Source organism: Streptomyces sp. NPDC045287 (assembly GCF_056432325.1).
On the sequence record NZ_JBWKJG010000005.1, the window covers coordinates 111,401 to 137,290 of the forward strand.

The window sequence follows — 25,890 nt, forward strand, 5'->3', positions numbered from 1 at the left end:
GTCTCTGTCACCACAGTTCACTCAGGAGGGCCAGCGCCGCGCCGAGGGCCAGGCAGAGGACGCCCGCGCGCAGCCAGCGGTACTTGGCGGCCAGGACCTGTCCGTGGACGCTGGCCTGGTCCAGGAGCCAGGAGGTCGTGTCGGCGCCGGCCTCGGCGAGCCGGTCGAGCAGCGCGGCGGCGGGGGCGCCGGCGGCGAGGTCGCGCAGGAGGGTGCGGTCGGCGCCGACGCGGGTGCGGGGCAGGACGACCGCGACGAGCATGAGCATCCCGGCGCCCCACAGGGTGCCGGCGAGGGCGACGAGGACGGCGGCGGCGCCGTGTGCCGCGAGCTGCCCGGGGTCGCGGGCGAAGACGACGGCGAGGAAGGCGAGCGCGCCGGACAGGAGGATCGCCGCCTTGGTGTCGGCGCGGCCTATGTCCTCGCGGACGGTGCTCAGCAGGCTCTCCGCGAGGGCGCGGACCTCGTCGGAGGGGGCCGGGGCGCCGTTCGTACCGGTCATTCGTCGTCCCAGTCGTCGAAGTCGGCGCTGGGGCGTGCGGGCGGGGCGTACGGCGGGTCGTCGGCGTACCGGTCGTCACCGTACCGCCCGTCGCCGTACCGCCCGTCGCCGTACCGGTCGTCGGCGCGGCGGGGGGTGTCCCGCCAGTCGGACGCGTCGGGGCCGCGGTCGCGGGGTCGTTCGCGGTCGCGTGCGCGGTCGCGTTCGCGGGCGGACTGGACGCTGGTCGGTTCGTGGACGCGGTGCGGATCGCCGTCGTCCGGGCCCGCGGGACGGCGGTCGGCGGGCTCGTCGTCCCAGGGCGGGCGGACCGGTTCGGCGGACGGGCCGCCCTCGGGGAGGGCGCGGGGGCGGGGGCGCAGGTCCAGCACGTGGTCCGCGACGCCGCCGAGGACGCCGCCGCTGCTGCTGCGCAGGTGCTCCAGGACCTGGTAGGTCATCTGGTCCAGGTCGTGGCGCTCGATGACGCCCGTGTCGATGAGCCGGTGGAGGACGGCGAGGAAGTCGGCCTTGCCCTCCCGCTCCTCGGCGAGCAGTTGCCGGCGGATCTCCCACTGCTTGTCGGGGTTGGCCGCCATGTGGTGGGCGATCTGCGCGAACTCGCCCTGCTGGAGCATGGCCTGGATCTCCCGCGCCCGCTCGGCGAGGAGCCGCCGGTCGTAGGCGTCCTTGCGCCGCTCCCGTTCGGCGACGCGCCGGTCGACGCCCATGCCGACGAGGGTGCGGTCCGCCTCGGCGAGCTGCCCCTTCACGTCGCTGTCGAGGTCGAAGAAGACGAGGACGCGGGTGCGCAGTCCGAGGTCGCGGCCGAGTTGGAGCCGCCCGGCGGCCAGTTCGTCCCGTACGGCCTCGTCGGCGCGCTGGGCCTCGGTGATCCCGAAGCGGCGGGAGACGGCGCGCAGTCCGTCGAGGAGGTCGTCGCGGAGGAGTTCCGCGACGTCCCACACCTGGCGGGTGACGACGAGGTGCGGGTCGTCGACCTCCCACTGGACGCTCGCCTTGGCGCGGAAGGACACCCCGTCGCCCGCGGCGGGCAGTTCGAGGTCGAACTCGGTGACGTTGAGGCCCAGGAGCACCTCGAAGACGGTGTAGGGGCCGCCGAAGAGGGGCGTGCCGTGGTCCTCCTTGCGGTCGGGCCACATCACGCGGTGGCCGCCGTTGCGGTAGAGGAGGACGGCGGCGAGGCGGCCGCTGGTGCGCCGGTAGGGCGGCGGGCACTCGCGCAGGAGGGGCCCGCGGGCGCGGGACCCCGTGTCGTTCCGGGGGTCGTGCGGGGTGGGCCCGGGAGTCATCGCTCCGCTCCTTCCGCCACGGCGTCCCACATGCGGCCGGCCGCGGTCTTGTCCAGGGGCTTGTCCCGGTCGCGTACGAGCCCCGTGAGCAGGCCGCGCAACCGGTCGCGGTCCCGGGGGGTGGTGGCGAGCAGCGGCAGCAGGCCGCAGACCAGCCGCAGGGTCTCGGGGTCCCGGGCGGCGCGCCGCAGCAGGGAGGCGAGGCCGTCCAGGGCGGGCTCCCCGGAGCGCGGGGTGCCCAGGGCCGCCCGGACGAGCGCGGCCAGCGGCGGCGTGAGGCCGGGGCGGGTGGCGAGCAGCGCGAGCAGCAGGGGCCGGGCGCCGTACGGTTCGAGGTGCGGGACCTCGGTGAGGCCCCAGAGGTGGGTGGTGCGCATGGTGAGCGTGCCGATCGCGGTGAGCAGCACGAGGTCGGCGAGGGAGCGCCGGCCGTCGCCGAGCCAGTGGCCGAGGCGGTGGACGACGGCCTCGGGATCGGTGGAGGCGAGGAGGCGCATGACGCTGAAGGAGGCGGTGCCCAGGACGTCGGCGTCGTCGCCGCCCTCGGAGCGCACGACGGCGCCGAGCGCGTCGAGGGCGGAGCGGACGGAACCGGTGGGCAGGGCGTAGCCGTGGGCGAGGACGGCGGTGTCGACGAGCGCGGAGTCGCCGCTCCTGGCCCATTCGCGCAGGACGGCGGCGACGGCCGGCTGGACGCGCGGGTCGCGGGCGGCCTCGGCGAGGGCGGTGGCGGCGGCCATGCGGGGGACGCGGCCGTCGAGGGCGGCGAGGGGGCGGACGAGTTCGCCGAAGCCGTACACCCAGTCCCAGGAGCACAGGACGCCGGCGGCGACGGACGCGCGGACCCACACCTCGGGGCGGGGGTCGTCGCACAGGCCGCGCAGCCAGCGGGCGACGGGACCGCGGACGTTGTGGTGGCCGTTCCACACCTCGCGGAGGACGGCGGTGGCGAGGGCGTCGCCCTGGAAGCGGATGACGCGGGCGGGGACGCGGGCGGCGCCGAGGTCGAGTTCGCCGTCCTCGACGACGGAGCGGGCGACGACGGGCCGGTTGTCGGCGTGGGTGCCGAACAGGCGGCGCCCGGCGGGGTGCCCGGGGTCGAGGGTGACGGCCAGTTCCCAGGCGAGCAGCTCGGCGGCCTCGGCGGTGAGGCTGTACGCGGAGCCGTTGAAGACGGCGACGGCGACGCGGAACGCGGCGGCGTTCAGCGCGGGCAGCGCTTCGGGGAGCGTGCCGGGCCGGTCGGCGCCGGCGAACCAGGCGCGGGCCTGGGCGCGGACGAAGGCGCCGCAGTCGTCGAGGAGCTGGGTGCGGGTGAGTTCGCCCTTCTGGTGCCGGGCGAGGTGGTGGGCGAGCCGGGCGGCCTCGCGGGGGCGCAGTTCGTCGAGGCCGAGGGCCCGGGTGACGTCCTCGTGGGCGGCGAGGGCGCGGGCCTCGTCGAGGGCGCCGTCGGGTTCGCCGCGCAGCAGGGTGCGCAGGTGGCGGTGGAGGACCTCGGCGGGCGGCGGGGGCGGGCAGTACGCGCCGTACCGGCCCTGGAGGAGCCGGTCGGCGAGGTCGCCGCTCTCGACGAGGATCACGCCGTACGACCCCTTGGCGCGGAGCTGGCCGCTGAGGCGGTCGAGGTGGAGTTCGGTGAGGCGGCGGGGGCGGGGGGTGCGGTCGCCGTCGCCGGGCTCGGGGTCGGCGCCGGTGCCGTCCTCGGGCGGGAATTCCAGGAGGTAGCCGTGGCCGGGCTGGAGGGCGTCGTCGCCGATCGTGTGGACGGCGGTGGCGGGGTCGAGGCGGGTGACGTGGTCGTCGGTGAGTTCGGAGAGGAGGGCGAGCGCGGTGGCGGTGCGACCGCTGCCGGGTTCGCCGGTGAGGACGAGCAGCCCGCAGGAGCGCAGGAGGTGCTTCATGCGCTGGTAGCCGGTGGTCTCGCAGTAGACGTCGGCGAGCCGCTCCAGGGTCTCGCCCGGCACGGCGCCCTGGACGGCGGGCGGCCCGGAGTCGACCCAGAACTGGTTGATGAAGGTGTTGTCCTCGAAGACCTGGCCGTCGCCGCGGATGTCGTAGCGGCGTTCGGCACGGCCGTGTTCGAAGGTGGTGCGGGCGGCGTGGGCGGTACCGGCGCCGCCGGTGCCGCCGGACGCGCCGAGCGGGTTGCGGCCGGCGTGGTCGAAGGGGTTGGGCGGGGGCTCGGGCGCGCGGTCGGCGTCGGCGGGGTCCCTGCCGGGCTGCTCCTTGCCGGCGCCGTCCCGGTCGCGGTGGTCGCGGTCCCGGTCCCGGTGGTCCCGGTCGCGGTCGCGATGGTCGCGGTCGTGGGACGGGTCGGCGGGTTTGGCGTCGTCGGCGTGGTGGTCGGGCTGCGGGGCGTCGTCGTGATCGGTCATGCGTGCCCGCCTCCGTCGCGGTCCTTGCGGATGCCGGTGAAGCCGCCGTGGATGGTGTTGCGCTCGAAGACCTGGAGGTCGCCCCCGGCCCGGTAGCTGCGTGCGGGCGGGGGCGCGTCGGCGGTGCGGGGCGGTGGGCCGTCCCCCGTCGTCGGCCCACCGCCGGTCGGTGCGGCACCGGGCGCGCGGCCCGGGGTGCCGGCGGGTTCCCCGCCGGGATCGCCCGGCAGGGGCGGTGCGGACCGCCTCGGGATGTGGAACCAGGCGGTCTCGTCGGTCTCCTTGGCTCGGACGCGGGCGGGCCGGTAGTGGCCGGGCTCGACGTACCGGCCGCCCTCGGAGACGACGTTGTCGTACAGCCAGCCGGAGACGACGACGAGGAGGTCGGCGTCGTCGGCGAGGGCCATCACGTCCTTGGCGGTGGGGCTGTCGCAGAGCCGGCAGGCGAGGTCCACGGCGCGGCCGACGAGCCCCTCGCCGTCGTCGAGGACGAGGCCGGCGTTCATGCCGACGCGCAGCCGCAGCCGCGGGTCGCGGCCGGCGTTGTGCTCGCGCAGGCTCTCGTAGAGCGTGTCGACCCACCGCCCGACCATGAGCGTGGGCGGTACGTCGGGGCGCAGGGCGGCGAGGATGCCGTCGCCCCGGTCCTCCTGGTGGACGTGGCCGGGCTCGACGCCGACGGCGGCGTACGCCTCGCCGAACGCCTCGTACATGGCGGCGCGCATGCGCTTCTTCGCGTCGATGCCCAGCGTTCCGGAGGCGCAGGCGTCTCCGTAGACGACCAGCCGGTGGATGGCTCCCGCACTGCTCACTCGGACTCCCTGGATGGCGTGGTGTGCCGTGGTGCTCGTGGTGACAGGGCAAGCCTCGCCGCGTGGCGCGGCGGGCGATGTAGTCGTTTACACACCCGGCGGAGATTTCTCCGCGGGCCCCGCCGGGCGCGCCCCGCGGCCCTGGGCGAGGTGGAGGAGGGCCTCCATGTCGGTGACGACGACCTGGCGCGGACCGGTCCGGACGACGTCCTGTTCGCGCAGTTGGCGCAGGGCCTTGGCGACGGCCTCGCGGGTGGCGCCGATGGCGGCGGCCAGGTCGTGCTGGGGCAGCGGGATCTCCAGGACCATGCCGTGGGGACCGGGCCGTCCGGCGCGCTCGGCGAGTTCCGCGAGCCGGGCCGCGAGGCGCTGGAGGACGGTCTCGGAGGCGAGGGAGCGGCGTTCGACGTCGGCGCTGCGCAGCCGGGTGCTGAGCTGCCGCATGATCAGTGAGGTGGCGTGCGGGCGGGCGGCGAGGAAGCGGCGGAACCGGTCGCCGGTGACGGACACGGCCCGGACCCGGCCCAGCGCGGTGACGGTGGCGCTGCGCGGGCCCTGGTCGACGGCGGCGAGGTCGCCGACGACCTCGCCCGCGCCGCGCAGGGCGAGGATGAGGCGCGCGCCGCGCTCGGTGCCGACGGAGACGACGGCCCAGCCGGAGAGCAGGGCCAGGACGTAGGCGGAGGTGTCGCGTTCCCGGATCATGACGGTGCCGGGTTCGTAGACACGGGGGACGCCTTCGGCGAGGAGGGCGCGGCGGTCCTGGGGGGAGAGGGCTTCGAGGAAGGAGCGGTCCTGGCCGAAAAGACTCATTCCGCTCCCTTCCCCCGCGCCGCGCACCCTCGAACAGACAGCCGCTCGTTCGGTTGATTCGTATGGAAGTTCGCACGTTTTCGATTCATGCGGCACTTCAAATGACCTTGAAAACAAGGAAGTTGACGTTCCGTCACTCCTTTGGGGTGAAGAACGCTAGGGGTTCGGTTCAAACCCGTCAACCAAGGAGGAGGCGCACGGGGCGCAGCCTCACCCGGTCCACTCCCCTCATGCCGCCCGAATGCGCCGTACGTCCGCTCCCTGCGCCGTCCGTGCGCCCCCACGGCGGCCGGGCCCACGGGCCCGCCCGGCGCCTCCCGGGCCCCGGCCCACCGTCCGGCCCGCCCTCCGACCCACCGGTAAAACCCCTGGCCGGCGGCGCGGGGGCGCCCCGATACTGGCCGGGTGTTCCTGACCATCAGCACGACCGGCACCCCCGAACGCCCCGCGACCGACCTCGGCTTCCTGTTGCACAAGCACCCGGACAAGGCGCAGGCGTTCCCCACCTCCTACGGCACGGCCCACGTCTTCTACCCCGAGGCGACGGCCGAGCGCTGCACGGCCGCGCTACTGCTGGAGGTGGATCCGGTCGCGCTGGTGCGCCGCGGCAGGAGCGACCGGGGCCGCGGCCCCGACACGGCGCTCGCCCAGTACGTCAACGACCGCCCGTACGCGGCCTCCTCGCTGCTCGCCGTCGCGCTGGGCAACGTGTTCTCCAGCGCGCTGGCCGGCCGGTGCGCCGCCCGCCCCGAGCTGGTGGCGGCCTCGCTGCCGCTGCGCGTCGAGGTGCCGGCGGTGCCCGCGAAGGGCGGCGCCGACCTGGTGCGACGGCTGTTCGAGCCGCTGGGCTGGGCGGTCACCGCCGAACCGGTGCCGCTCGACGAGCGGTTCCCCGCGTGGGGCGACTCGCGGTACGTCCGGCTCGTCCTCGACGGCGAGCAGCGCCTCGCGGACGCGCTGCGCCACCTGTACGCGCTGCTGCCGGTGCTGGACGACGCCAAGCACTACTGGGTGTCGCCCGACGAGGTCGACAAGCTGCTGCGGGTCGGCGAGGGCTGGCTGCCGGGCCACCCGGAACAACAGCTGATCACCCAGCGCTACCTGTCGCGCCGCCGGTCCCTGACGCGGGTGGCGACGGAGCGCCTGGAGCTGGCGCGGCTGGCCGCGGCCGACGACACGGAGGCCGAGGAGCTGGACAACGCCGTCGACGAGGACACCGACACCGAGGAGCGCCCCGTGCCGCTGGCGGTGCGGCGCCGCGGGGCGATCCTGGCCGCGCTGCGCGACGCGGGCGCGAGCCGGGTCCTCGACCTGGGCTGCGGGCAGGGCCAGCTGGTCCGCGAACTGCTGGAGGACCCGCGCTTCACGGAGGTCGTCGGCGTGGACGTGTCCGTACGGGCGCTGGCCCTCGCCGCCCGCCGGCTGCGTCTGGACCGCATGGGCGAGCACCGGGCGGCGCGGGTGCGGCTGGTGCAGGGCTCCCTCGTGTACACGGACAAGCGGCTCCAGGGGTACGACGCGGCGGTGCTCAGCGAGGTCGTCGAGCACGTCGACCCGCCGCGACTGCCCGCCCTCGAGTACGCGGTGTTCGGCGCCGCCCGGCCCGGCACGGTGCTCGTGACCACGCCGAACGCCGAGTACAACGTCCGCTGGGAGTCCCTGCCCGCCGGGCACGTCCGCCACGGCGACCACCGGTTCGAGTGGACCCGCGCCGAGTTCCGCGCGTGGGCGCTCGGCGTCGCCGCGCGCCACGGGTACGCGGTGGCGTTCGCGCCCGTCGGGCCGGAGGATCCGCAGGTGGGTCCGCCCACGCAGATGGCCGTGTTCACCGCCGCCGGCACCGCACCGGCCACGAAGGGCACCGCGCCGACCACGAAGGAGGGGAAGACCGCATGACCACCACCGCCGTCACGGAGCCCGCCGCCGCGCGGACCCGCAGGCTGCCCGTCACCGACCTGTCCCTCGTGGTCCTCGTCGGCGCCACCGGCTCCGGCAAGTCGACGTTCGCCCGCAGGCACTTCAAGCCCACCGAGGTCATCTCCTCGGACTTCTGCCGCGGACTGGTCTCCGACGACGAGAACGACCAGGGCGCGAGCCGCGACGCGTTCGACGTGCTCCACTACATCGCCGGGAAGCGGCTCGCCGCCGGCCGGCTCACCGTCGTCGACGCGACGAACGTGCAGCCGGAGGCGCGCCGCCAGCTGGTGCGGCTGGCCCGCGAGCACGACGTGCTGCCCATGGCCATCGTCCTCGACGTCCCCGAGGAGGTGTGCGCGGCACGCAACGCCGCCCGCCCCGACCGGGCGGACATGCCCCGGCACGTCATCCGCCGCCACCGCGGCGAACTGCGGCGGTCCCTGCGCGGCCTGGAGCGCGAGGGCTTCCGCAAGGTGCACGTGCTGCGCGGCGTCGAGGAGATCGAGGCCGCTGAGGTCGTCCTGGAGAAGCGGTACAACGACCTGCGGCACCTGACCGGCCCGTTCGACATCGTCGGCGACGTCCACGGCTGCGCCTCCGAGCTGGAGGCCCTGCTCGCCGAACTCGGCTACGTCGACGGCCGCCACCCCGAGGGGCGCACCGCCGTGTTCGTCGGCGACCTCGTCGACCGCGGCCCGGACAGCCCCGGTGTGCTGCGCCGCGTCATGGACATGGTCGAGTCCGGCGACGCGCTGTGCGTGCCGGGCAACCACGAGAACAAGCTGGGCCGCTGGCTGGCCGGCCGCGAGGTCCGGCGCACCCACGGCCTCGCCGAGACGATCGAGCAGCTGGAGCGGGAGGACGACGCCTTCCGGGAGCGGGTGCGCGCGTTCGTCGACGGGCTCGTCAGCCACTACGTGCTCGACGGGGGGCGGCTGGTGGTGTGCCACGCCGGCCTGCCGGAGAAGTACCACGGCCGCACGTCGGGCCGGGTCCGCTCGCACGCCCTGTACGGCGACACGACCGGGGAGACCGACGAGTTCGGGCTGCCCGTGCGCTACCCGTGGGCCGAGGACTACCGGGGCCGCGCCACCGTCGTGTACGGCCACACGCCCGTGCCGGACACCTCCTGGGTCAACAACACGATCTGCCTGGACACCGGCGTCGTGTTCGGCGGGAAGCTGACCGCGCTGCGCTGGCCCGAGCGGGAGCTCGTCGACGTGCCCGCCGAGCGGGTCTGGTACGAGCCGGCCCGGCCGCTCGCCGCAAGCGTCCCCGGCGGGCACGAGGGCCGGCCGCTGGACCTGGCCGACGTGCACGGCCGGCGCGTCGTGGAGACCCGGTACGCGGGCAACGTCGGCGTGCGCGAGGAGAACGCCGCGGCCGCCCTGGAGGTCATGAGCCGCTTCGCCGTCGACCCGCGCCTCGTGCCGTACCTGCCGCCGACGATGGCGCCGACCGCCACGTCGGGCCTCGACGGGTATCTGGAGCACCCGGCGGAGGCGTTCGCCGCGTACGCCGCCGACGGGGTCGCCCGTGTCGTGTGCGAGGAGAAGCACATGGGGTCGCGGGCCGTGGTCCTGGTGTGCCGGGACGCGGCAGCGGCGCGCGAGCGGTTCGGCGTGGAGGGCCCCACCGGCTCCCTGTACACCCGCACCGGGCGCTTTTTCTTCCCGGACGGGGCGATGACCGAGGCCGTCCTGGAACGGGTCCGCGCCGCGGTCACGGCCGCCGGGCTGTGGGACGGGCTGGACACGGACTGGCTGCTCCTGGACGCGGAGCTGATGCCGTGGTCGCTGAAGGCCGGCGGCCTGCTGCGGTCGCAGTACGCCGCGGTGGGGGCCGCGGCCGGCGCGTCGCTGCCCGGCGCGATCGCCGCGCTGGAGTCGGCGGCCGCGCGCGGCGTGGACGTGTCCGGGCCGCTGGGGCGGCAGCGCGAACGGGCCGTCGACACGGCCGCGTTCACCGGCGCCTACCGACGGTACTGCTGGCCGACGGACGGGCTGGACGGGGTGCGGCTCGCGCCGTTCCAAGTCCTCGCCGCGCGCGGGCGCAGCCTGGCCGGTCTGCCGCACGACGAGCAGCTCGCCCTCGTCGACCGTCTCGTCGCGGCCGACACGACGGGCCTGCTGCGCGCCACGGACCGGCTCGTCGTCGACACCAATGACGAGACGTCCGTGCGGGCGGGCGTCGACTGGTGGCTGGAGCTGACCGGCCGGGGCGGCGAGGGCATGGTCGTCAAGCCGCTGCGGGCCCTCGCCCGGGACGGCCGGGGCCGGCTGGTGCAGCCGGGCGTCAAGTGCCGCGGCCGCGAGTACCTGCGGATCGTCTACGGGCCCGAGTACACCCGCCCGGAGAACCTCCAGCGCCTGCGCTCCCGTTCCCTCGGCCACAAGCGCTCCCTCGCCCTGCGCGAGTACGCCCTGGGCCTGGAATCCCTGGACCGGCTGGCCGCCGGCGAACCCCTGTGGCGCGTCCACGAGCCGGTCTTCGCCGTCCTGGCCCTGGAGTCGGAACCGGTCGACCCCCGGCTGTAGCCACCGGCCGGGGCGGGGACCCGCGGGCCCCTGCCCCGGCCGGTGGGCCGGCGGCCGGTACGGGCGGGGCGCCCCACGCGTGCGGGCGCCCCGCCCGCCGCTCCCCCGCGCCGGTCAGTCCAGCTGGGACTGGACCTGGGAGGAGATCAGCTCCAGGTGGTCCAGGTCGTGGAGGTCCAGGATCTGGAGGTACACCCGGGAACTGCCCAGGGCCGCGTACCGGCCGATCTTGTCGACGACCTCGGCGGGCGAGCCCGCCAGGCCGTTCTCCTTCAGCTCGTCCACGTCCCGGCCGATGGCCGCCGCGCGGCGGGCCACCTCCGCGTCGTCCCTGCCGACGCACACCACCAGGGCGTTGGAGTACACCAGGTCGTCAGCGCTCCGCCCGGCCTCCTCGGCGGCCGCGCGGACCCGGCCGAACTGGCGCTCCGTGTCGGCGAGGGAGGCGAACGGGATGTTGAACTCGTCGGCGTACCGGGCCGCCAGGCGCGGCGTGCGGGTCGCGCCGAGGCCGCCGATCAGGACCGGCACCTTCGGCTGCGCCGGCTTGGGGAGCGCCGGCGAGTCGGCCAGCCGGTAGTACTTGCCCTCGTAGCTGAACGTCTTGCCCGTCTCCGTGCCCCACAGGCCGGTGACGATGTCGAGCTGCTCCTCCAGGCGGCCGAACTTCTCCTTCGGGAACGGGATCCCGTACGCCGTGTGCTCCGCCTCGTACCAGGCGGCGCCCAGGCCCAGCTCGACCCGGCCGCCCGACATCTGGTCGACCTGCGCCACCTGGATCGCGAGCACCCCGGGGAGGCGGAACGTCGCGGCCGTCATCAGCGTGCCGAGTCGGATGCGCCGGGTCTCGCGGGCCAGGCCCGCCAGCGTGATCCAGGCGTCCGTCGGACCCGGCAGCCCGGTGACGGACCCCATGTGCAGGTAGTGGTCGGAGCGGAAGAAGGCGTCGAACCCGAGGTCCTCGGTGGCCTTGGCGACGGTGAGCAGGGTCTCGTAGTCGGCACCCTGCTGCGGTTCGGTGAAGATGCGCAGATCCATGCCCCCATCCTGCACCGGCGAGCGCCGCGGCCGGGCCCCGGCACCGCCGTCGCGCGGTCACGGCCCCGCCGCCAGGCGGTCACGGCCCCGCCGTCGAGTCCGCCGGGTCCGTCACCCGGACCCGGTCGGGTCTCTCCCCTCCCCCGCCGGCCGGGCGCGCGACCGGCACGGCGCCGAGCGCCGCACCGCCCCGGACCCACCGTCCGCCCGCCCCTTCGGGAGGCCGGTCGCGGCCGCGCGCCGCCATCCGGCGCAGCATGACGCGCACCCGGTCACCGGCCTCGTCGGCCGCGTCGATCGCCTCGATGCACTGCCAGTAGAGGCCCTCCTCGTCCGTGGAGCAGGCCACGCCGACGAGGGCCATGCCCACCTCCCCGAGCAGCGCGCCGAGCGCCCGTAACGTGCCGCGCAGGTCGAGGACTTCGGACAACTGCGACGCCGCCGCCCCCGTCCGCCGCGCCGGATGGTCCGGGCCCGCGCCCCCGCGACTGCCGGTCTCGCCGAGCCCGCGCGCCTCGCCTCTCAGCTCCTGCGGCCCGAACAACGCCAGGTGGTCCCCGATCGCCTGGGCGAGGCACTGCGCCTGCCAGACGGCCGCCATGATGTCGGGCACCGCCCGGCTCTCGGCGAGATCACTCCGGCTGATGGAGATGAGCCGTTCCGCGTCCATGCCCGCCGCCCCCGTTCATACGACTTTCCGCTCACTAACTCACTACCCAGAGTGAAGCTATCCGAGTCCAAACACCAGGGGAATTCGGAAATCTGTGGACAGGAAGCTCAGTGTGAATAAGTCGCTCACTCCGAAGAGTGACGATCTTGCCGCGCGGACCGCCCCGGAGGCCGCCCCACGGGGAAGCGCCGCTCGTTCCGGTCGATCTTCGCGGAGAGCGCCTCCAGCGGGTCGACGCCCAGCACCCCGCAGAACTGGAGGAGGTAGGCGAGCACGTCCGCGACCTCGTCGGCCACGCGGTGCGCCGTCTCCGGGTCGTCCATGACCCGGTCGGCCTCCTCCGGGGTCAGCCACTGGAAGATCTCCAGCAGTTCGGCCGCCTCGACGCTGAGCGCCGCCGCCAGGTTCTTCGGGGTGTGGTAAGGCTGCCAGGCGCGCGAAGCGGCGAACTCGGCCAGCCGGCGCTGCAGTCCCTGTACGTCCAGTTCGGTCACGGCGACAGGTCTACCACCGCCGCCGCGCACGCCGCCGCCCGCCCCGCACGCCGGGACCGGGTCACGCCGGACGGGGCCGGGCCGTCCCGGACAGGGCCGCCCCGGACGGGGCCGTGCCGCACCGTCAGGCGCCGCCGGACGCCCGCTTCCCACAGCCCGCCCGTCCTGTCGGCCCGCCAGACCGCCTACCGACCACGGCCGTCAGGCACGCGTCAGGCCACCAGGGCCGTCAGGCCGCCAGAGCTGTCAGGGCCGTCAGGGCCATCAGGGCCGTCAGGGCCGTCAGGGCCGTCAGGCGTGCGGCACGGCCGCGGTGGCCGTGCCCTCGACCTCCGTACCGGCGGGGGTGAGGAGGAACACGTTCCGGTCGACCCGGTGCATGGAGCTGCCCAGGCCGAAGACGACCCCGCTGCTGAAGTCCAGGACGCGCTTGGCGACTTCGGTCTCGGCGCTGGTCAGGTCCAGCAGCACGGGAACCTGGGCGACGAGGTACTCGGCGACCTCCCGCGCGTCCGCGAAGACCTGGACCCTCAGTACCACCATGCGGCGCTGTGCCCCGGCCTCGGAGTCCTGGGGGATCGTCCGGTGATCGGCCCTGGACGGCCACTCGTCGCGCCCCCGCAGCGGGACGACCTGCGCCAGTCCCTCCCACTGCTCGTCGGTGACGTCGTACCTCTCGTGCCTACTCATGCTCCCATCCTGGCGCCCCTCACCCGTTCGGCCCAACTCCGACACGGGTCGTGTCGCACCGGTCCGCGCCGCCCGCGACCCCGCCGGCACCTCGGCCGGTGCCGAACAGCGGCCCCGCGACGGCCGATCCGGAGCAGCGGGCCGCTGGGCGGGGTGGCGGGGGCGGGGACGTTCTCGTGCGTCCACCGCTCCGTCCCGGCGACCCTCGGAACGGTTGAAGGGGGGAGCACCCCGTGGCAGGGCGCCTTGGGACGGGCAGGCGGCTTCCGGTGGGCGCTCCTACGATGGAGGCATGCGGTTCACGGATCGTGCGACCGCCGGACGGCAGCTGGCCGAGGCCGTGGAGAGGCTGCGCCCGGACCGCCCCGTCGTGCTCGGGCTGCCGCGCGGCGGGGTCCCCGTGGCCCATGAGGTGGCCACGGCGCTGGGAGCGCCCCTGGACGTGCTGGTCGTCCGCAAGCTGGGGGTGCCGTCCCGGCCCGAGCTGGGCTTCGGTGCGATCGGCGAGGACGGCGTACGGATCGTGAACGACGTGGTCGTCCGTGCCGCCGGGGTCGGCGAGCAGGACCGGGCGCGGGTGGAGCGGGCCGAGCGGGCCGTACTGGACGAGCGGCTGCGGCGGTACCGGCGCGACCGGGCCGGGGTGCCGCTGCGGGGGCGGACGGCGGTGCTGGTCGACGACGGGATCGCGACGGGATCGACGGCCCTTGCGGCCTGCCGGGTCGCGCGGGCGCACGGCGCGGCGCGGGTGGTGGTGGCCGTCCCGGTGGCCCCGCCGGAGGCGCTGGCGCTGCTGCGGCGGGAGGCGGACGACGTCGTGTGCCTGTCGTCGCCGGAGTGGTTCGGGTCCGTGGGGCAGTGGTACGACGACTTCACGCAGACCGGGGACGGCGAGGTCGCGGAGCTGCTCGCCCGGCACGCCCCGCCCGCCCGTGAGTCCGAAGGCCCGGGCGGAGGCACGGCCGGCACCCCGCTCGACGCCCCCACAGACGCCCCCGCCGGCGGCCTCGGCGGTGCCGGGCGGCCCGTCGCCGTCACCGTCGAGGCCGACGGCGTCCGGCTCCCCGGCGACCTGGTGCTGCCCCGCGGGGCGCGCGGCGTCGTGGTGTTCGCGCACGGCAGCGGAAGCTCCCGGCACAGCCCCCGCAACCGGGCCGTGGCGCACGAGCTGAACCGGCACGGCCTGGGCACCCTGCTGTTCGACCTCCTCACCGAGTCCGAGTCCCGGGACCGCGAACGGGTCTTCGACGTCCCGCTGCTGGCGCGGCGCCTCACGGGCGCCACGGCCTGGCTGCGCCGCGCCCACGCCCCCGCCCCGCCGGTCTGCTACTTCGGCGCCAGTACGGGCGCCGCTGCCGCCCTGACCGCCGCGGCGGAGCCGGACGCGGACATCGCGGCGGTCGTCGGCCGCGGCGGCCGGCCGGACCTCGCGGGTGACCGGCTCGGGGACGTCCGGGCACCGACGCTCCTCGTCGTCGGGGGCGCCGACGCGCCGGTGCTGCCGCTCAACCGCGGGGCGGCGGAGCGGCTGCGCTGCGAGCACGCCGTCGAGGTGGTGCCGGGCGCCACCCACCTGTTCGAGGAGCCCGGCGCGATGGAGCAGGTCGAGGAGCTGGCCGCGGCCTGGTTCCTGCGGCACCTGCCGCCGCCCTCCCCCGCCACCGGCGCGGCCTGACCGCCGGGCCCCGCGAAGAGGGAGTCGGCCCCCCCTTGCGCGGACCGCCGCAGGGCCCACAGTGGAAGGAGAGGGTTGCGGAACCGCCGTTTCCGGCGCCGACCTCCGGGAGGCCGTCATGAGGCAGCACGTGCTGGTGCAGGGCGCCCCGCAGGCCCCTGCCCGCGAGGAGGCCCACGAAGGGGTACGGACTCCGGAGGGCGCCCCCGTCCCCGTCCCGCGCGGCGTACCGGTGCTGGAGCGGGCCGTCCGGGACGTGATGCGGACGTCGCTGGTGACGGTCGCGGCGGGCGAGACGGTGCTCGCCGCGTGGGAACTGCTGGAGCGGTCGGGCGCGCGCCACCTTCCGGTGGTCCTGCCGGACGGACGCTGCGCCGGTCTGCTGGACCGGGCCGAGGTCGCGGTCGTCTGCGCGGCACCCGCCGTGTCGCTGTCCCGGCGCTACGCGCGCGACCTGGTGCGCTGCCGCAGGTGCGCGGTGGTGCACCACGGGGACGCGGTGGGCCGGGCGGTGGCCGTGATGGACGCGAACGGCTGCGACGCGCTGCCGGTCGTCGGGGACGACGGGACGCTGGCCGGGCTGCTCACCGCCGCCGACGTGGTGACGGCGCTGGCCGGCCGCGGGCCCGGGGTCCTGCCCGGCGCGGGCGCGCAGCCGCCGTACCCGTACCCGGTGGTGCCCGGCCTCCCGCCCCGGCGGGACGACCGGGTGCCGCCGGTGCCGTGACGCGGGCGTCGCGGCGTGACGCGGCGCGTGGAGGAGGTGGCGTGGTGACGGACAGGACCAAGCAGGGCCGCGACCGGCGCCAAGAGCGCGGTGGACCCGCCGGTGCCCCCGGGTCGGCCGCCCGCGGCCGTGACGGCGGTGGGCGTGACGACGGTGGCCGTGACGGCAGCAAGCGGAGCACTCCCGGGGCGCGGCTCCCGGCGTACGGGCCCGCACGGCCCGGCCGGGGAGCGGCGTGGCGGGACCGGCCCGTGCGGACGATCCGGGTGCCCGGCCTGTTCGGCTGAGCCCGGCGGGGCCGGCCGACGAGACCAGCAGTCCTGCGGGACCGGCAGGACCAGCAGTCTTGCGGGAACGGCAGGACCAGCAGTTCTGCGGGACCGGCAGACGTACGGGACCGGCAGACGTACGGGACCGGCAAACCGGCGGGAACGACAGACAGGCGAATCCGGCAGGACCGGCAGTCCCGCAGGACCAGCGGAACCCGCGGGACCGGTGGGACCGGTGGGACCCGCGGGACCGGCGGGACCCGCAGGTCCGGTGGGACCGACGAGACCGGCAGCCCTGCGGATCCGGGGCAGGACCGGTGGGACCGGCAGACCCGCGGATCCGGCAACCCGGGCGGGGCCGACAGACCAGCGGATCCGCGGGTCCGGCGGGGTCCGCGTGGGTCAGATCGTGAACGGGCGCTGCGCGAGGAACGACTCGGCCGGCCGCCCGGACACGTACAGGTTGGGGCTCTGGCTGGCGGGCATGCGGCGGGTGATCGCGCGGTGGAAGGCCCGGTGGCCGCCGCGGAAGGCACCCCTGTCCCAGACCTCCAGCAGCGTCCCGGTGAACCTGCCGTTCACCCGCCCGTCCGCGGCGAGCTGGTTGTCCTGACAGGCGGAGACGAGCAGGGCGTCGGCGGGACGCCCGTCCGCGCGCAGCTCCCGCTGGAGCTCGCCGAAGAACTCCCTGTCGCGCTGGTACAGGGCGCCCTGCCGGGCGACGGGCATGAGGCGGGACACCGTCTCGATCTCGTCCGGGTCCGCCGTGCCGAACTGCTCGCGCAGCGCCTCCGGGGTGAGCAGGTCGCGGACCTCGATGCCGCTGCCGCTGTGGCAGCAGTCGAGCAGGACCAGGATGCGCACGCCCTCGGCGAAGCGGGCGAGTTCGCGGTTCAACTCGTCGTCGAGGTACTGCCGGTCGTACAGCACGAGGGTCTCGTCGAGGGCGTCCGGCTCGTCCTCGCCGGCGGTCTCGTCCGGGACCTGGCCGCCGTGGCCGGAGTACGTGAGGAGGAAGGCGTCCCCCTCGCGGAGTCGGGCCGCCGCGGCGCGCAGGGCGGCGGTGACGCCGTCGACGGTGGCCTCGCCGGTGAACAGGACGGTGTCGGCGTAACCGGCGTCGCGGGCGAGGGCGGCCATGTCGCGGGCGTCGTTCTCGCAGGCGAGGAGGTGGCCGTTCCAGCCGTCGTAGCGGTCGGGGTCGACCGTGTTGAGTCCGATGTGCAGGGAAAGGCCGGTGGCACCCATGGAGGTCTCCTAGCGCGGGCGGCTGCGGGGTCGGTCACATCCCTTCCGTGCCCGGCTCCCGGGTGAACCGCAGGGGGGCGACCGGGCGGGGAAATCCGCCTGAACGGGTCCGTCCGCCCGGCCCGCGCGCCGCCGGGCCCGTGCCCCGGCGCCCTCCCTGCGCTGATGGGGTGGCGTGGCCCGCCGCGCCGTTGGGGGGCCGCCCCCGCGCGGTACCAGTCAGATCATGATCTCTTCCGACGGTTCGGAAGGCCCGGGCGGCTCCCTGGCCGGCCGCGACGGCTACGACGAGGGCTTCCTCGGCCCCGCCGTACCGCTGCCGCGCCCCACCGCGCCCCGCGTCGAGACGGTCGTCCTGCCGTACACGCACTTCAGCGTGGTGCTGCGCCCCGACCGGCGCCTCGCGGCAGCCACCGCCGTGTGCGTCGACGGCGAGCACCTGGTCGAGGACGTGCCGCGCACCGACGCCTGGCGGTACGACCCGCGGGTGGCGGAGGACTGGCAGGCCGGGCCCGAGGTGTACCGGGACAACTCCCTGGACCGGGGCCACCTGGTGCGCCGCCTCGACCCGGTGTGGGGGACGGCGGCGGTGGCGGCGCGCGCGGACGGCGACACGTTCCACTACACGAACGCCGCCCCGCAGGCCGACGTGTTCAACCAGGGCAAGCAGGTCTGGCAGGGCCTGGAGAACTACCTGCTGGACCACGCCGCCCGCTACGACCGCCGGCTGACCGTGCTCACCGGTCCCGTCCTGCACGACGCCGACCCGCCGTACCGGGGCGTGCAGGTGCCGCTGCGGTTCTGGAAGGTCGCCGCGTTCCTCCACGACGGGGCGCTCGCGGCGACGGCGTACGTCCTCGACCAGAGCCCCGACCTGACGCGCGACGCCGACCGGGCGCTCGCCGGGGCCGTGCCGGGCGCGCCGCCGCCGCTGGGCGCGTTCCGCACGTACCAGGTGCCGGTGGCGGACGTGGTGCTGCTGACCGGCCTGGACCTGGGGCCGCTGCCGGCCGCCGACCTGATGCCCCCGGCGCGCGCTCCGGAGGCCCGGTGGCGGCGTCTGGAGGCGCCCGACGAGACCGCCTTGGACATCTGACGGGGCTGGGACATCCGACAGGGAGGGAGGCCCGATGCGGCCCCGGATCGTGTACGTCCACGGCAGCGGCCCCAAGCCGCGCGCCGGGCTGCTCAGGGCGCAGTGGGACCGGGCGCTGTTCGGGCACGAGGCGGAGGGCACGTCGTACCTGGCGTACTGGGCGCCGCTGCTCCACCCGGAGCCGCTGCCCGACCGCGTGCCGGACCCGCTGGAGGGGCGACCGGGGGCGGTCGCGGAAGCGGAGACCGAAGGGCCCGAGGGGGCCGAGGAGCCCGCGGGGCCCCGGGAAGGGGCGGAGGAGGCCGTGGGGCCGCTGCCGGAGGACCCGGCCCGGTTCGTGGCGCGGACGGCGGCCGGGGCCGCGCGGGTCCGCTCCAGCGCGGAGGGCGGGGGCGAGGGCGGCGGGGACGGGCCGCTCGACGGGTGGCTGCGCGACATGGCGTACTTCGCCGAGGCGCTCGCCCTGGCCGAGGAGCCCCGCCCGGGTCCGGGCGAGGAGCCGCTGCCGAAGGCGCTGCCGCTCCCCCGGCCCGCCCGTACGGCGCTGTTCCGGCTGCTGGTGAAGCACGTCTTCGAGGACGTCCACGCCTACTTCCTCACCGGTGCCGGGCCGGCGGTGCGGCAGGTCGTGTCGGACACGCTGGACGCCGCCGAGGAGGCCCGGGAGGCGGACGGCGGCGGCCCCCTCGTCGTGGTCGGGCACGGCCTGGGCGGCGTCGTCGCGTACGAGGTGCTGGCCTCCCGGGGCCGGGCGGTCGACCTGTTCGTGACGCTCGGCTCGCCGCTCGGGGTCGCCGAGGTGCAGGGCCGCCTCGCCGCACCGCCCGCGGTGCCGTCCGGTACGGCGCTGTGGCTGAACGCCTCCGACGCGCGCGACGTCGTGGCGCTCGACCACACGCTGCGCCCCGACTACGCCCCGCCGGGCCGCGTCACGGACCTGCTGGTCACCAACGCGAGCGCCGACCACCACGGGGTCGGCGAGTACCTGTCGAACCCGCTGGTGCGAGAGCCGGTGCGCCGGGTGTTCAGCCGGATTGCATGACCCCGTACCGGGTGTGACGATGACGGGAGAGGGCCGAAGGGGGGCTCGGGCAGACCGGGAGGGCGACCGGTACGACGGCGACGACCGGGCAGGTGCTCAACCATGCCGTTGGAGACCCCCGAGTGGGACAAGGTCACCGAGTGGGTGCGGGAGTACCTGCTGGACTCCACCGACCCGTACGTCCAACTGCGGCACGCCGGATTCGCCCCCGAGTTCATCGGCGGCCTCCCGCTGACCGCCGTCAGCTCCCACAACGCGCGCGCCCTCGTCCAGGCGTCACGCAGGACCATCGACGGACAGGTGCGGCTCCTGCGGGCGCTGGTCCTCAACGACCGGCTGCGGGTCCTGCCGTACGTCAGGGACGCCGAGGAGTGCCTGGCGCGGCTGGAGCGGGACGCCGAGGCGCACACTTCGCAGGACGTGTTCCGCACGCAGGTGCTGCGCGGCGGCGCGGAGGTGTTCCTCGACCGGGAGGACCTGCGCGAGACGCTGCGCGCGTTCGTGGCGGACGGCCACAAGTCGGTGCTGCTGGTCGACGGCGAACCGCACAGCGGCCGCTCGTACACGTACGCGTTCATCCGGCACGTCGCCCAGCACCAGGGGTTCCGCCCGGCGCGGGTGCTGCTGGACCCGACCACGACGGCCACCAAGGTCGTGCGGCGTCTCGCCGCGTTCGTCTCGGACCCGCGCGCGGGGGTGGTGCCGCCCGTCGCGACGGACCTCGACGACCCGCTTCCGGCGCTTGAGGAGGCGGTGCACTGGGTGGTCGTCCAGGCGACCGGCGCCGAGGACCTGTTCTGGTTCGTGCTGGACGACTGCGACCGGCTCGACCCGGGCTCCGACGTGTGGGACCTGATCAGCCGGCTCGCCCTCGCCATCTACGAGCACCAGCCCGTACGCGGTGCCCAGGCGCCGCGCCTGGTGCTCCTCGGCTACGGGGAGGCGATGCGGCAGTTGCCGTACGAGCTGCGGCACAGCCTGTGCCGGGACCGGGCGCGGAGTGCCGGGCCGGACGACGTGCGGGCCTTCTTCGAGCGGTACGTCCGCGAACAACCGCCCCCGTCGCTGGCCGCGCTGGCGGCGGAGGAGCGGGAGGCGGCGCTCGCCGGGCTGGTCGACGTGGCCGTGGAGGAGGTCCTCGCGGCGGCCGGTGACGCGGACGGCGACGCGCCGGGCGGCCCGGGCGGTCCCGGTGGTCGCGGTGGTCCTGCCGGCCCCGGTAGCCCCGACGGCCCCCACGGTCCCTACGGCCCTGCTGGTCCTGGCAGCTCTGGCAGTCCCTACGGCCCTGCTGACCCCAACAGTCCCTACGGTCCCTGTAGCCCCTACGGCCCCGGCGGGGAGTGTTACATGCGGCGGCTGGGCACCGCGGTGGAGGGAGCGGTCCGTGTCTACCGTGCCCTCCGCTGAGGCCCCCGGCGCCGCCGCGCTGTGCGAACTGTTCCGGACCCGGCTGCGGCAGGAACTGCGGCAGGAGCTGCGGCACGCCGGCGCCGGGCCGCCCGGCGCCGTGCCGGACGCGAGGTGCGGCTACCGCCGGGCGGCCTGCCTGCTCACCTCGTTCGACCCGCGGGAGCTGCGGCTGCCCGGGGAGTCCGCGCCGACGGGACGGGCGGTGATGGAGCTGGCCGCGGACTGCGCGGCGACCGGCGCGGCCGACCGCACGGAGTGGACGCTGAAGCCCGAGGTGCGGGAGGAGACGCTGCGCGCCCTGTCCGGCCCCGGGGAGGCGCTGCGCGCCCTGGAGGCCAACCTCGGCGCGGTGCCCGGGGGGCCGGGGCCCGAGCGGGTGTGCCTCGCGGTGCTGCGCGGGCAGGCGCCCGGGACGGCGGGCGCGGGGCCGGACGAGCTGTCCGACGTGCTCCAGGCCGTGCTGTGGCTGTCGCTGGTGCCGGGGGTGGCGGGGCTGCCGGACGCCCGCGCCGTCCGGGGCGAGCTGGAACTGGCCCGGCTGCTCCAGCCGTTGGAGCGCCTGGTGCGGGTGCCGTTCGTGGGCCGGGAGGCGGAGCTGGCGGAGCTGCGCGACTACGTCCACGCGCCGGGGCCCCCGCCCGGCGCGGGCCCGACCGTACCGGCGCCGCTGGTGGTGCACGGGCCGGGCGGCATGGGCAAGAGCACGCTCCTGGCCACCTTCCTGCTGGACAGCCTGCGCAGGGGGGCGGGGACCGGGGGCGGGGGTGACGGCGGGGGGAGGTTCCCGTTCCCCTTCGTGTACGTCGACTTCGAGCGGGCCACCCTGTCGGTGCACGAGCCGGTGACGCTGGTCGCGGAGATGGCCCGGCAACTGGGCGTCCAGTACCCGGCGTTCCGCGCCGAGCTGGACGCGCTGGCCGCCGGGTGCCAGGAGGAGGCGAGCGCGCAGCGGGCGGAGGAGGAGCGGGTCGTCGAGCTCAACCGGCTGGCGACCACGCGGGCGGGGGTCGGCCGGAGGACGTCGCAGCAGTTCCTGGCGGGGGCGAGCGAGCGGGAGAGCGCGCTGTCCCGGCAGGTCGGCGAGGTGCTGCGGCGGGCGGCGGGGGGCGCGCCGTTCGTCATGGTCGTCGACTCGTTCGAGGAGGCCCAGTACCGGGGCTCGCCGGCGCTGGGCCGGATGTGGGCGGTGTTCCTGGCGCTGACGGAGGCGTACCCGCGGGTGCGGGCCGTCGTGTCGGGTCGGTCGCCGGTCGGGCACCCGGCGGTCGGCGTGCGGTCGGTGGAGATCGAGCTGCGCGACCTGGGCCCGGAGGCGTCCGTGGCGCTGCTCGGGGCGTGCGGGGTGCGGGACCCGGAGCTGGCGCGGGTGCTGGCCGAACGGGTCGGCGGGCATCCGCTCAGCCTGCGGCTGGCGGCGCGGGCGGCGGCGCTGGCCGGATCGGGCACGGCGGGCGTGCGGGAGCTGATCGGCAGTCTGCCGGCGCGGCGCCGGGACTTCTTCCGCCGCGTCGACCAACTGCTCGTCCAGGGCACCCTGTACGAGCGGATCCTCCAGCACATCCCCGACCCGGACGTGCGGCGCCTGGCCCACGCCGGGCTGGTGCTGCGGCTGATCACGCCGGACGTCGTCCGAGAGGTGCTGGCCGAGCCGTGCGGGGTGGCCGTGGCGGGGGCGGAGGAGGCGCGGCGGCTGTTCGGCGCGCTGTCCCGGCTGGACCTGGTCGAACCGTGGGGGCCGCAGGCGGTGCGGGTGCGGGCGGACGTACGGGCGATCATGCTGCGGCTGGTCGCGGGCGACCCGGCGTCGCCGGCGCGGGAGGTGGAGCGGCGGGCCGTGGCGTACTACGCGGCGCGGGAGGGCCCGGAGGCGCGCGCCGAGGAGATCTACCACCGGCTGCGGCTCAACGAGGACCCGCGCACCGTGGAGGAGCGGTGGCTGCCCGGGGTGGAGCGGCTGCTGGAGGGGGCGCAGGAGGAGATGAGCCCCCGGGCGGCGGCGCTGCTCAGCGCGCACCGGCGGCGCGGCGGGGCGTCGGACCTGGTGATGGCGGAGGCCGACCAGGAGGACTGGGAGCGGATCGTCGGCCACGAGGTGGAGGACCTGCTGGCGCAGGGGTTCACCGAGGAGGCGCTGGCCCGGCTGGCCGAGCGGCGCCCGTGGACGCCGTGCAGCGCCCTGCACCCGCTGCTGGTGGAGGCCCTGGACCGGTCGGGGCGAAGGGCGGAGGCGCGGCGGGCGGCGTCCGACGCGGTCGACGCCGCGCGGGAGGCGGGGTGCGGGGAGCGGCAGTTGGAGCTGCTGCTGCTGTCGGCGCGGCTCGCGGAGGAGGACGGCGACCCGGACAGCGCCGACCGGGAGCTGCGGCTCGCGGAGGACGTGGCGATCGGCCTGGGCCAGGACCTGGAGGCGATGGGCACGCTGCTGGCCAGGGCGCGGCTCGCGGCGGGGGCGCACGTGCCCGACCGGGACGTGGACACGCGGCTCGCGCGGCGGCTGCGGCAGGTCCCGGACGAGGTGCTGGCCGGCCAGCCGTCGCTGGTACGGGCCGCGGCCTCCCAGGTGTACACGCTGGACGCGCGGGCGCTGGACCACGCACTGGAGTTGGTGGGGCTGCCGGAGGGCGACGAGGTGCTGGAGGTGCTGGGCACGGGGCTGCGGCGGGCGGTGCGGGCGGACCCGCTGCTGCTGCGGCCGCTGATGGACATCCTGTGCTCGGCGGCCGGCGCGCGGGACGCCCCCGCCCGGCCCGCGGCAGCCGGAGCCCCGCCGTCGCCGCCGCCGTCGGACGTCACGGACATCCTGCGGCTCGTACGGGACCGGGGCACGCTCGACGAGCTGGTGCGGCGGCTGCTGGTGCTGCGGGACGGGAGCGGGCAGATCGCGGCGAGCGTGGCCGCCGCCCTGCGCGGCGGCGGGGAAGGCGGTGGTCCGCCGTGACCGGCGGGCAGGGCGCGGCGGGCGTGACGGGCTACCTGCCGCAGGAGGAGATCCTCGCCGTGCGGGACGCGGCCCTGGACGCGGGCCTCGCCGATCCGGCAGTGCGGCCGCTGCTGTTCGACGGGATCATGCCCCGGTACCGGGCGACGCTGCCGCTGCTGGCGGCGCCGGGACTGCAGGTGCAGTCGGACCTGGTGGAGATGAACCGCGTCGAACGGCTCGTCGACGGGTCGGTGCCGCTGGAGACGTGGCTGCGCAACGCGGTCGCGCAGACCGCGGCGGCGGCGCCGGCCGCCGTGTTCCAGCGGGCCCTGGACGACGTGGCGCGGAACGCGGGCGGGGAGCCGGACGTCCTCGCGGGCCGGCCGGTACCGGAGCTCAAGGAGGAGATCGTCCACCGGGACGACACGGTGCCGTTCGAGTTCCTGCGCGGCGGCGACGAGGCGGGCGCGGCGGTCGCGCGGATCAAGGTGCCGCCGTACGAGGGCGGGCAGCCCCTCCAGCCGAACGGCTTCCCCCACTCGGGCACCGCCTGGCTGGTCACCCCGGAGCTGGTCGTCACCAACCACCACGTCGTCAACGCGCGCACCGGGGTGGGCGGCAGGCGCGCCCTGGCCGGCCCGGAGGACCTGCTGCTCCAGGCGCGCGGAGCACGGGCCCGGTTCGACTACGAGAGCGACGACACCGAGACGGAGGAGGCCGCCGTACGGGAGCTGGCCGCCGCCGACGCGGAGCTGGACTACGCGGTGCTGCGGCTGACGGCGCCGTCCGCGCGGCCGGTGCTGCGCCTGGCCGGGCGGACGCTGCGGGTCGCACCGGGCGACGTGGTGGCCGTCAACATCATCCAGCACCCGGGCGGCGCCCCGAAGCGGGTCGCGCTCCGCAACAACCTGGTGTTCGAGGCGGACGACCGCGACCTGCGCTACTTCACGGACACGCGCGGCGGCTCGTCGGGGGCGCCGGTCCTGACGGACGACTGGCGCGTCGTGGCGCTGCACCGGGGCGCGCGGCGCGTCGAGAACGTGTCGTTCCAGGGCCGCAGGACGGCGTTCGTGAACGTCGGTACGCAGTTCACCGCCGTCATGGCCCACCTCGCGGCCCGCGCCCCGCAGGTGCACGCCGAGATCGAGGCGGCTCAGTCCGGCGCGGCCGGGCCGCCCGTCTGAGAGGAGGAACACATGGTCAGCCGGAGCAGGTCGCCGGTCGCGGCCGGCCCCCAGGAGATCTTCACCGATCTGCGGGCCGTCGCCGACCGGGTACGGGAAGGGCTGACGCGGGAGGTCCCCGAGTCGGCGTACGAACCGCCCGCCGATCAGGCCCCGGGCGAGGAGATCGCCCGGTTCGCCGAACAGGAGCGGGCCCGGGTGCTGGAGGCGGGGGCGCGCGGGCTGGAGAAGCTGGCGGCGGGCCGCGACGACGAGGTCGGCGACGACGAGTCGTTCGGGATGGAGGCGATCGTCCTGTTGGAGGGCCGGCCCGCGATCCTCGTGCAGGACGCGGACTTCCCGCCGCAGGAGGGCGACTGGGCGGTGTTGAACGCCCAGCGGGCCGCGATCCGGGAGACCCTGTCCCGGGTGGGCCGGGTCGACGTGTCCGGGCACGTCAGCCTCGACTGGGTGGGCACGGCGTTCCTGGTCGGCGCGGACGTGGTGATGACCAACCGCCACGTCGCGCTGGAGTTCGCGCGGGACGACGGCGCGGCGGAGTGGACGTTCCAGCCGGGGCTCGACGCGGTGCTGGACCCGACCCGCGAGTACGGCGCGCTGCCGGGCGCGGGCGGGCTGACGACGTACGCGGTGACGGAGGTCGTCGGCGTCCACCGGGACGTCGACATGGCGCTGCTGCGGATCGCCCCCGCGCCGGGCGGGCAGCCGCTGCCGACGCCGCTGGCCGTGGCGGCGGACGCCCCCGCCGACCTGCCGGGCCACCCGGTGTACGTGGTGGGGCACCCGGCGTGGGACGGGCGGCGCAACGAGCCCGAGGCGATGCGCCGGATCTTCATGGACGTCTACAACGTGAAGCGGCTCCAGCCGGGCGTGGCCAACCGGCTGCTGCCGGAGCGGAACGTGCTGACGCACGACTGCTCGACGCTGGGCGGCAACAGCGGCTCCCCCGTCCTCGACCTGGCCGACCACCGCGTCCTGGGCCTCCACTTCGGCGGTCGGTACGGCTTCGGCAACTACGCGGTGCCCCTGTGGTCGATGCTGGACGACCCGCTGGTGCGGCGGGCGGAGCTGAACTTCGTCTGAGCTCCGCCCGGACGGGGGCGGACGGGGGCGCGCCCCGGGGCGCGGCGGCTCCGGGGCGCGCGGGGGCGTGTGCGCCCGGTGGGGCGAGGGGCC

At 76.1% G+C, this 25,890-nt stretch carries 20 protein-coding genes; 10 read left to right on the top strand and 10 right to left on the bottom strand.

Going from position 1 to position 25,890, the window contains the following annotated elements:
* Positions 1–7 precede the first annotated feature (7 nt).
* The 5 genes from AC07D6_RS10865 to AC07D6_RS10885 all read right to left on the bottom strand — a co-directional run bounded on the left by AC07D6_RS10865 (position 8) and on the right by AC07D6_RS10885 (position 5,794).
* Positions 8–502, bottom strand: coding sequence for a Pycsar system effector family protein (locus AC07D6_RS10865; protein ID WP_315879252.1), 495 nt, complete (start codon positions 500–502; stop codon positions 8–10).
* Positions 499–1,794: a hypothetical protein gene (locus AC07D6_RS10870; protein WP_479043368.1), complete on the bottom strand. Its 1,296-nt coding sequence runs from the start codon at positions 1,792–1,794 to the stop codon at positions 499–501. The genes AC07D6_RS10865 and AC07D6_RS10870 overlap by 4 nt, the downstream gene beginning before the upstream one ends.
* On the bottom strand, positions 1,791–4,169 hold the full coding sequence (locus AC07D6_RS10875) for an nSTAND3 domain-containing NTPase (protein ID WP_479043369.1): 2,379 nt from the start codon (positions 4,167–4,169) through the stop codon (positions 1,791–1,793). The genes AC07D6_RS10870 and AC07D6_RS10875 overlap by 4 nt, the downstream gene beginning before the upstream one ends.
* Positions 4,166–4,981, bottom strand: coding sequence for a hypothetical protein (locus tag AC07D6_RS10880; RefSeq protein ID WP_479043370.1), 816 nt, complete (start codon positions 4,979–4,981; stop codon positions 4,166–4,168). The genes AC07D6_RS10875 and AC07D6_RS10880 overlap by 4 nt, the downstream gene beginning before the upstream one ends.
* An 87-nt stretch (positions 4,982–5,068) precedes the next feature.
* Positions 5,069–5,794: a Crp/Fnr family transcriptional regulator gene (locus AC07D6_RS10885; protein ID WP_315879256.1), complete on the bottom strand. Its 726-nt coding sequence runs from the start codon at positions 5,792–5,794 to the stop codon at positions 5,069–5,071.
* 405 nt (positions 5,795–6,199) lie between these two features.
* Here AC07D6_RS10885 and AC07D6_RS10890 point away from each other — a divergent pair, with 405 nt between their 5' ends.
* Together AC07D6_RS10890 and AC07D6_RS10895 are read left to right on the top strand one after the other, a co-directional pair.
* Entirely contained in the window at positions 6,200–7,690 is a 1,491-nt protein-coding gene (locus tag AC07D6_RS10890) for a 3' terminal RNA ribose 2'-O-methyltransferase Hen1 (protein ID WP_479043372.1), read from the top strand.
* Positions 7,687–10,248 carry a polynucleotide kinase-phosphatase gene (locus AC07D6_RS10895; RefSeq protein ID WP_479043373.1) on the top strand — a complete coding sequence of 854 codons (2,562 nt, stop codon included), beginning with the start codon at positions 7,687–7,689 and terminating at the stop codon, positions 10,246–10,248. The genes AC07D6_RS10890 and AC07D6_RS10895 overlap by 4 nt, the downstream gene beginning before the upstream one ends.
* A gap of 114 nt (positions 10,249–10,362) precedes the next feature.
* Here the strand turns inward: AC07D6_RS10895 and AC07D6_RS10900 are convergent, their stop codons facing one another.
* The 4 genes from AC07D6_RS10900 to AC07D6_RS10915 all read right to left on the bottom strand — a co-directional run bounded on the left by AC07D6_RS10900 (position 10,363) and on the right by AC07D6_RS10915 (position 13,140).
* Entirely contained in the window at positions 10,363–11,286 is a 924-nt protein-coding gene (locus tag AC07D6_RS10900; protein ID WP_479043374.1) for an LLM class F420-dependent oxidoreductase, read from the bottom strand.
* Positions 11,287–11,365: 79 nt separating this feature from the next.
* Positions 11,366–11,956 (bottom strand): DUF6099 family protein, encoded by a 591-nt coding sequence (locus AC07D6_RS10905; protein ID WP_479043375.1) that lies wholly within the window; start codon positions 11,954–11,956, stop codon positions 11,366–11,368.
* A gap of 125 nt (positions 11,957–12,081) precedes the next feature.
* The gene (locus AC07D6_RS10910) at positions 12,082–12,450 is read right to left on the bottom strand and encodes a nucleotide pyrophosphohydrolase (protein WP_315879261.1); all 369 of its coding nucleotides are present in this window, start codon (positions 12,448–12,450) and stop codon (positions 12,082–12,084) included.
* Between the two features lie 291 nt (positions 12,451–12,741).
* A complete protein-coding gene (locus tag AC07D6_RS10915) occupies positions 12,742–13,140 on the bottom strand; it encodes a cell division protein SepF (RefSeq protein ID WP_315879262.1) in 399 nt (132 codons plus the stop codon).
* Between the two features lie 292 nt (positions 13,141–13,432).
* Here AC07D6_RS10915 and AC07D6_RS10920 point away from each other — a divergent pair, with 292 nt between their 5' ends.
* Entirely contained in the window at positions 13,433–14,815 is a 1,383-nt protein-coding gene (locus AC07D6_RS10920; protein WP_479043378.1) for a phosphoribosyltransferase family protein, read from the top strand.
* 118 nt (positions 14,816–14,933) lie between these two features.
* Positions 14,934–15,542, top strand: coding sequence for a CBS domain-containing protein (locus AC07D6_RS10925; protein WP_479043379.1), 609 nt, complete (start codon positions 14,934–14,936; stop codon positions 15,540–15,542).
* A 671-nt stretch (positions 15,543–16,213) separates the two neighbouring features.
* Here the strand turns inward: AC07D6_RS10925 and AC07D6_RS10930 are convergent.
* A complete protein-coding gene (locus AC07D6_RS10930; protein ID WP_315879265.1) occupies positions 16,214–17,059 on the bottom strand; it encodes a caspase family protein in 846 nt (281 codons plus the stop codon).
* Between the two features lie 226 nt (positions 17,060–17,285).
* Between AC07D6_RS10930 and AC07D6_RS10935 the strand changes: the two genes are divergently transcribed.
* The 6 genes from AC07D6_RS10935 to AC07D6_RS10960 all read left to right on the top strand — a co-directional run bounded on the left by AC07D6_RS10935 (position 17,286) and on the right by AC07D6_RS10960 (position 25,797).
* Positions 17,286–18,155: a DNA/RNA non-specific endonuclease gene (locus AC07D6_RS10935; RefSeq protein ID WP_479043380.1), complete on the top strand. Its 870-nt coding sequence runs from the start codon at positions 17,286–17,288 to the stop codon at positions 18,153–18,155.
* Between the two features lie 34 nt (positions 18,156–18,189).
* Entirely contained in the window at positions 18,190–19,197 is a 1,008-nt protein-coding gene (locus AC07D6_RS10940; protein WP_479043382.1) for a hypothetical protein, read from the top strand.
* A gap of 102 nt (positions 19,198–19,299) precedes the next feature.
* On the top strand, positions 19,300–20,607 hold the full coding sequence (locus tag AC07D6_RS10945) for a hypothetical protein (protein WP_479043383.1): 1,308 nt from the start codon (positions 19,300–19,302) through the stop codon (positions 20,605–20,607).
* Complete coding sequence (locus tag AC07D6_RS10950; protein ID WP_479043385.1) at positions 20,585–23,548, top strand: AAA family ATPase; 2,964 nt, start codon at positions 20,585–20,587, stop codon at positions 23,546–23,548. The genes AC07D6_RS10945 and AC07D6_RS10950 overlap by 23 nt, the downstream gene beginning before the upstream one ends.
* Entirely contained in the window at positions 23,545–24,714 is a 1,170-nt protein-coding gene (locus AC07D6_RS10955) for a trypsin-like peptidase domain-containing protein (RefSeq protein ID WP_479043386.1), read from the top strand. Before AC07D6_RS10950 ends, AC07D6_RS10955 begins: the two co-directional genes overlap by 4 nt.
* Before the next feature lie 12 nt (positions 24,715–24,726).
* Positions 24,727–25,797, top strand: coding sequence for a trypsin-like serine peptidase (locus AC07D6_RS10960; protein ID WP_479043387.1), 1,071 nt, complete (start codon positions 24,727–24,729; stop codon positions 25,795–25,797).
* The last annotated feature ends 93 nt before the right edge of the window (positions 25,798–25,890 follow it).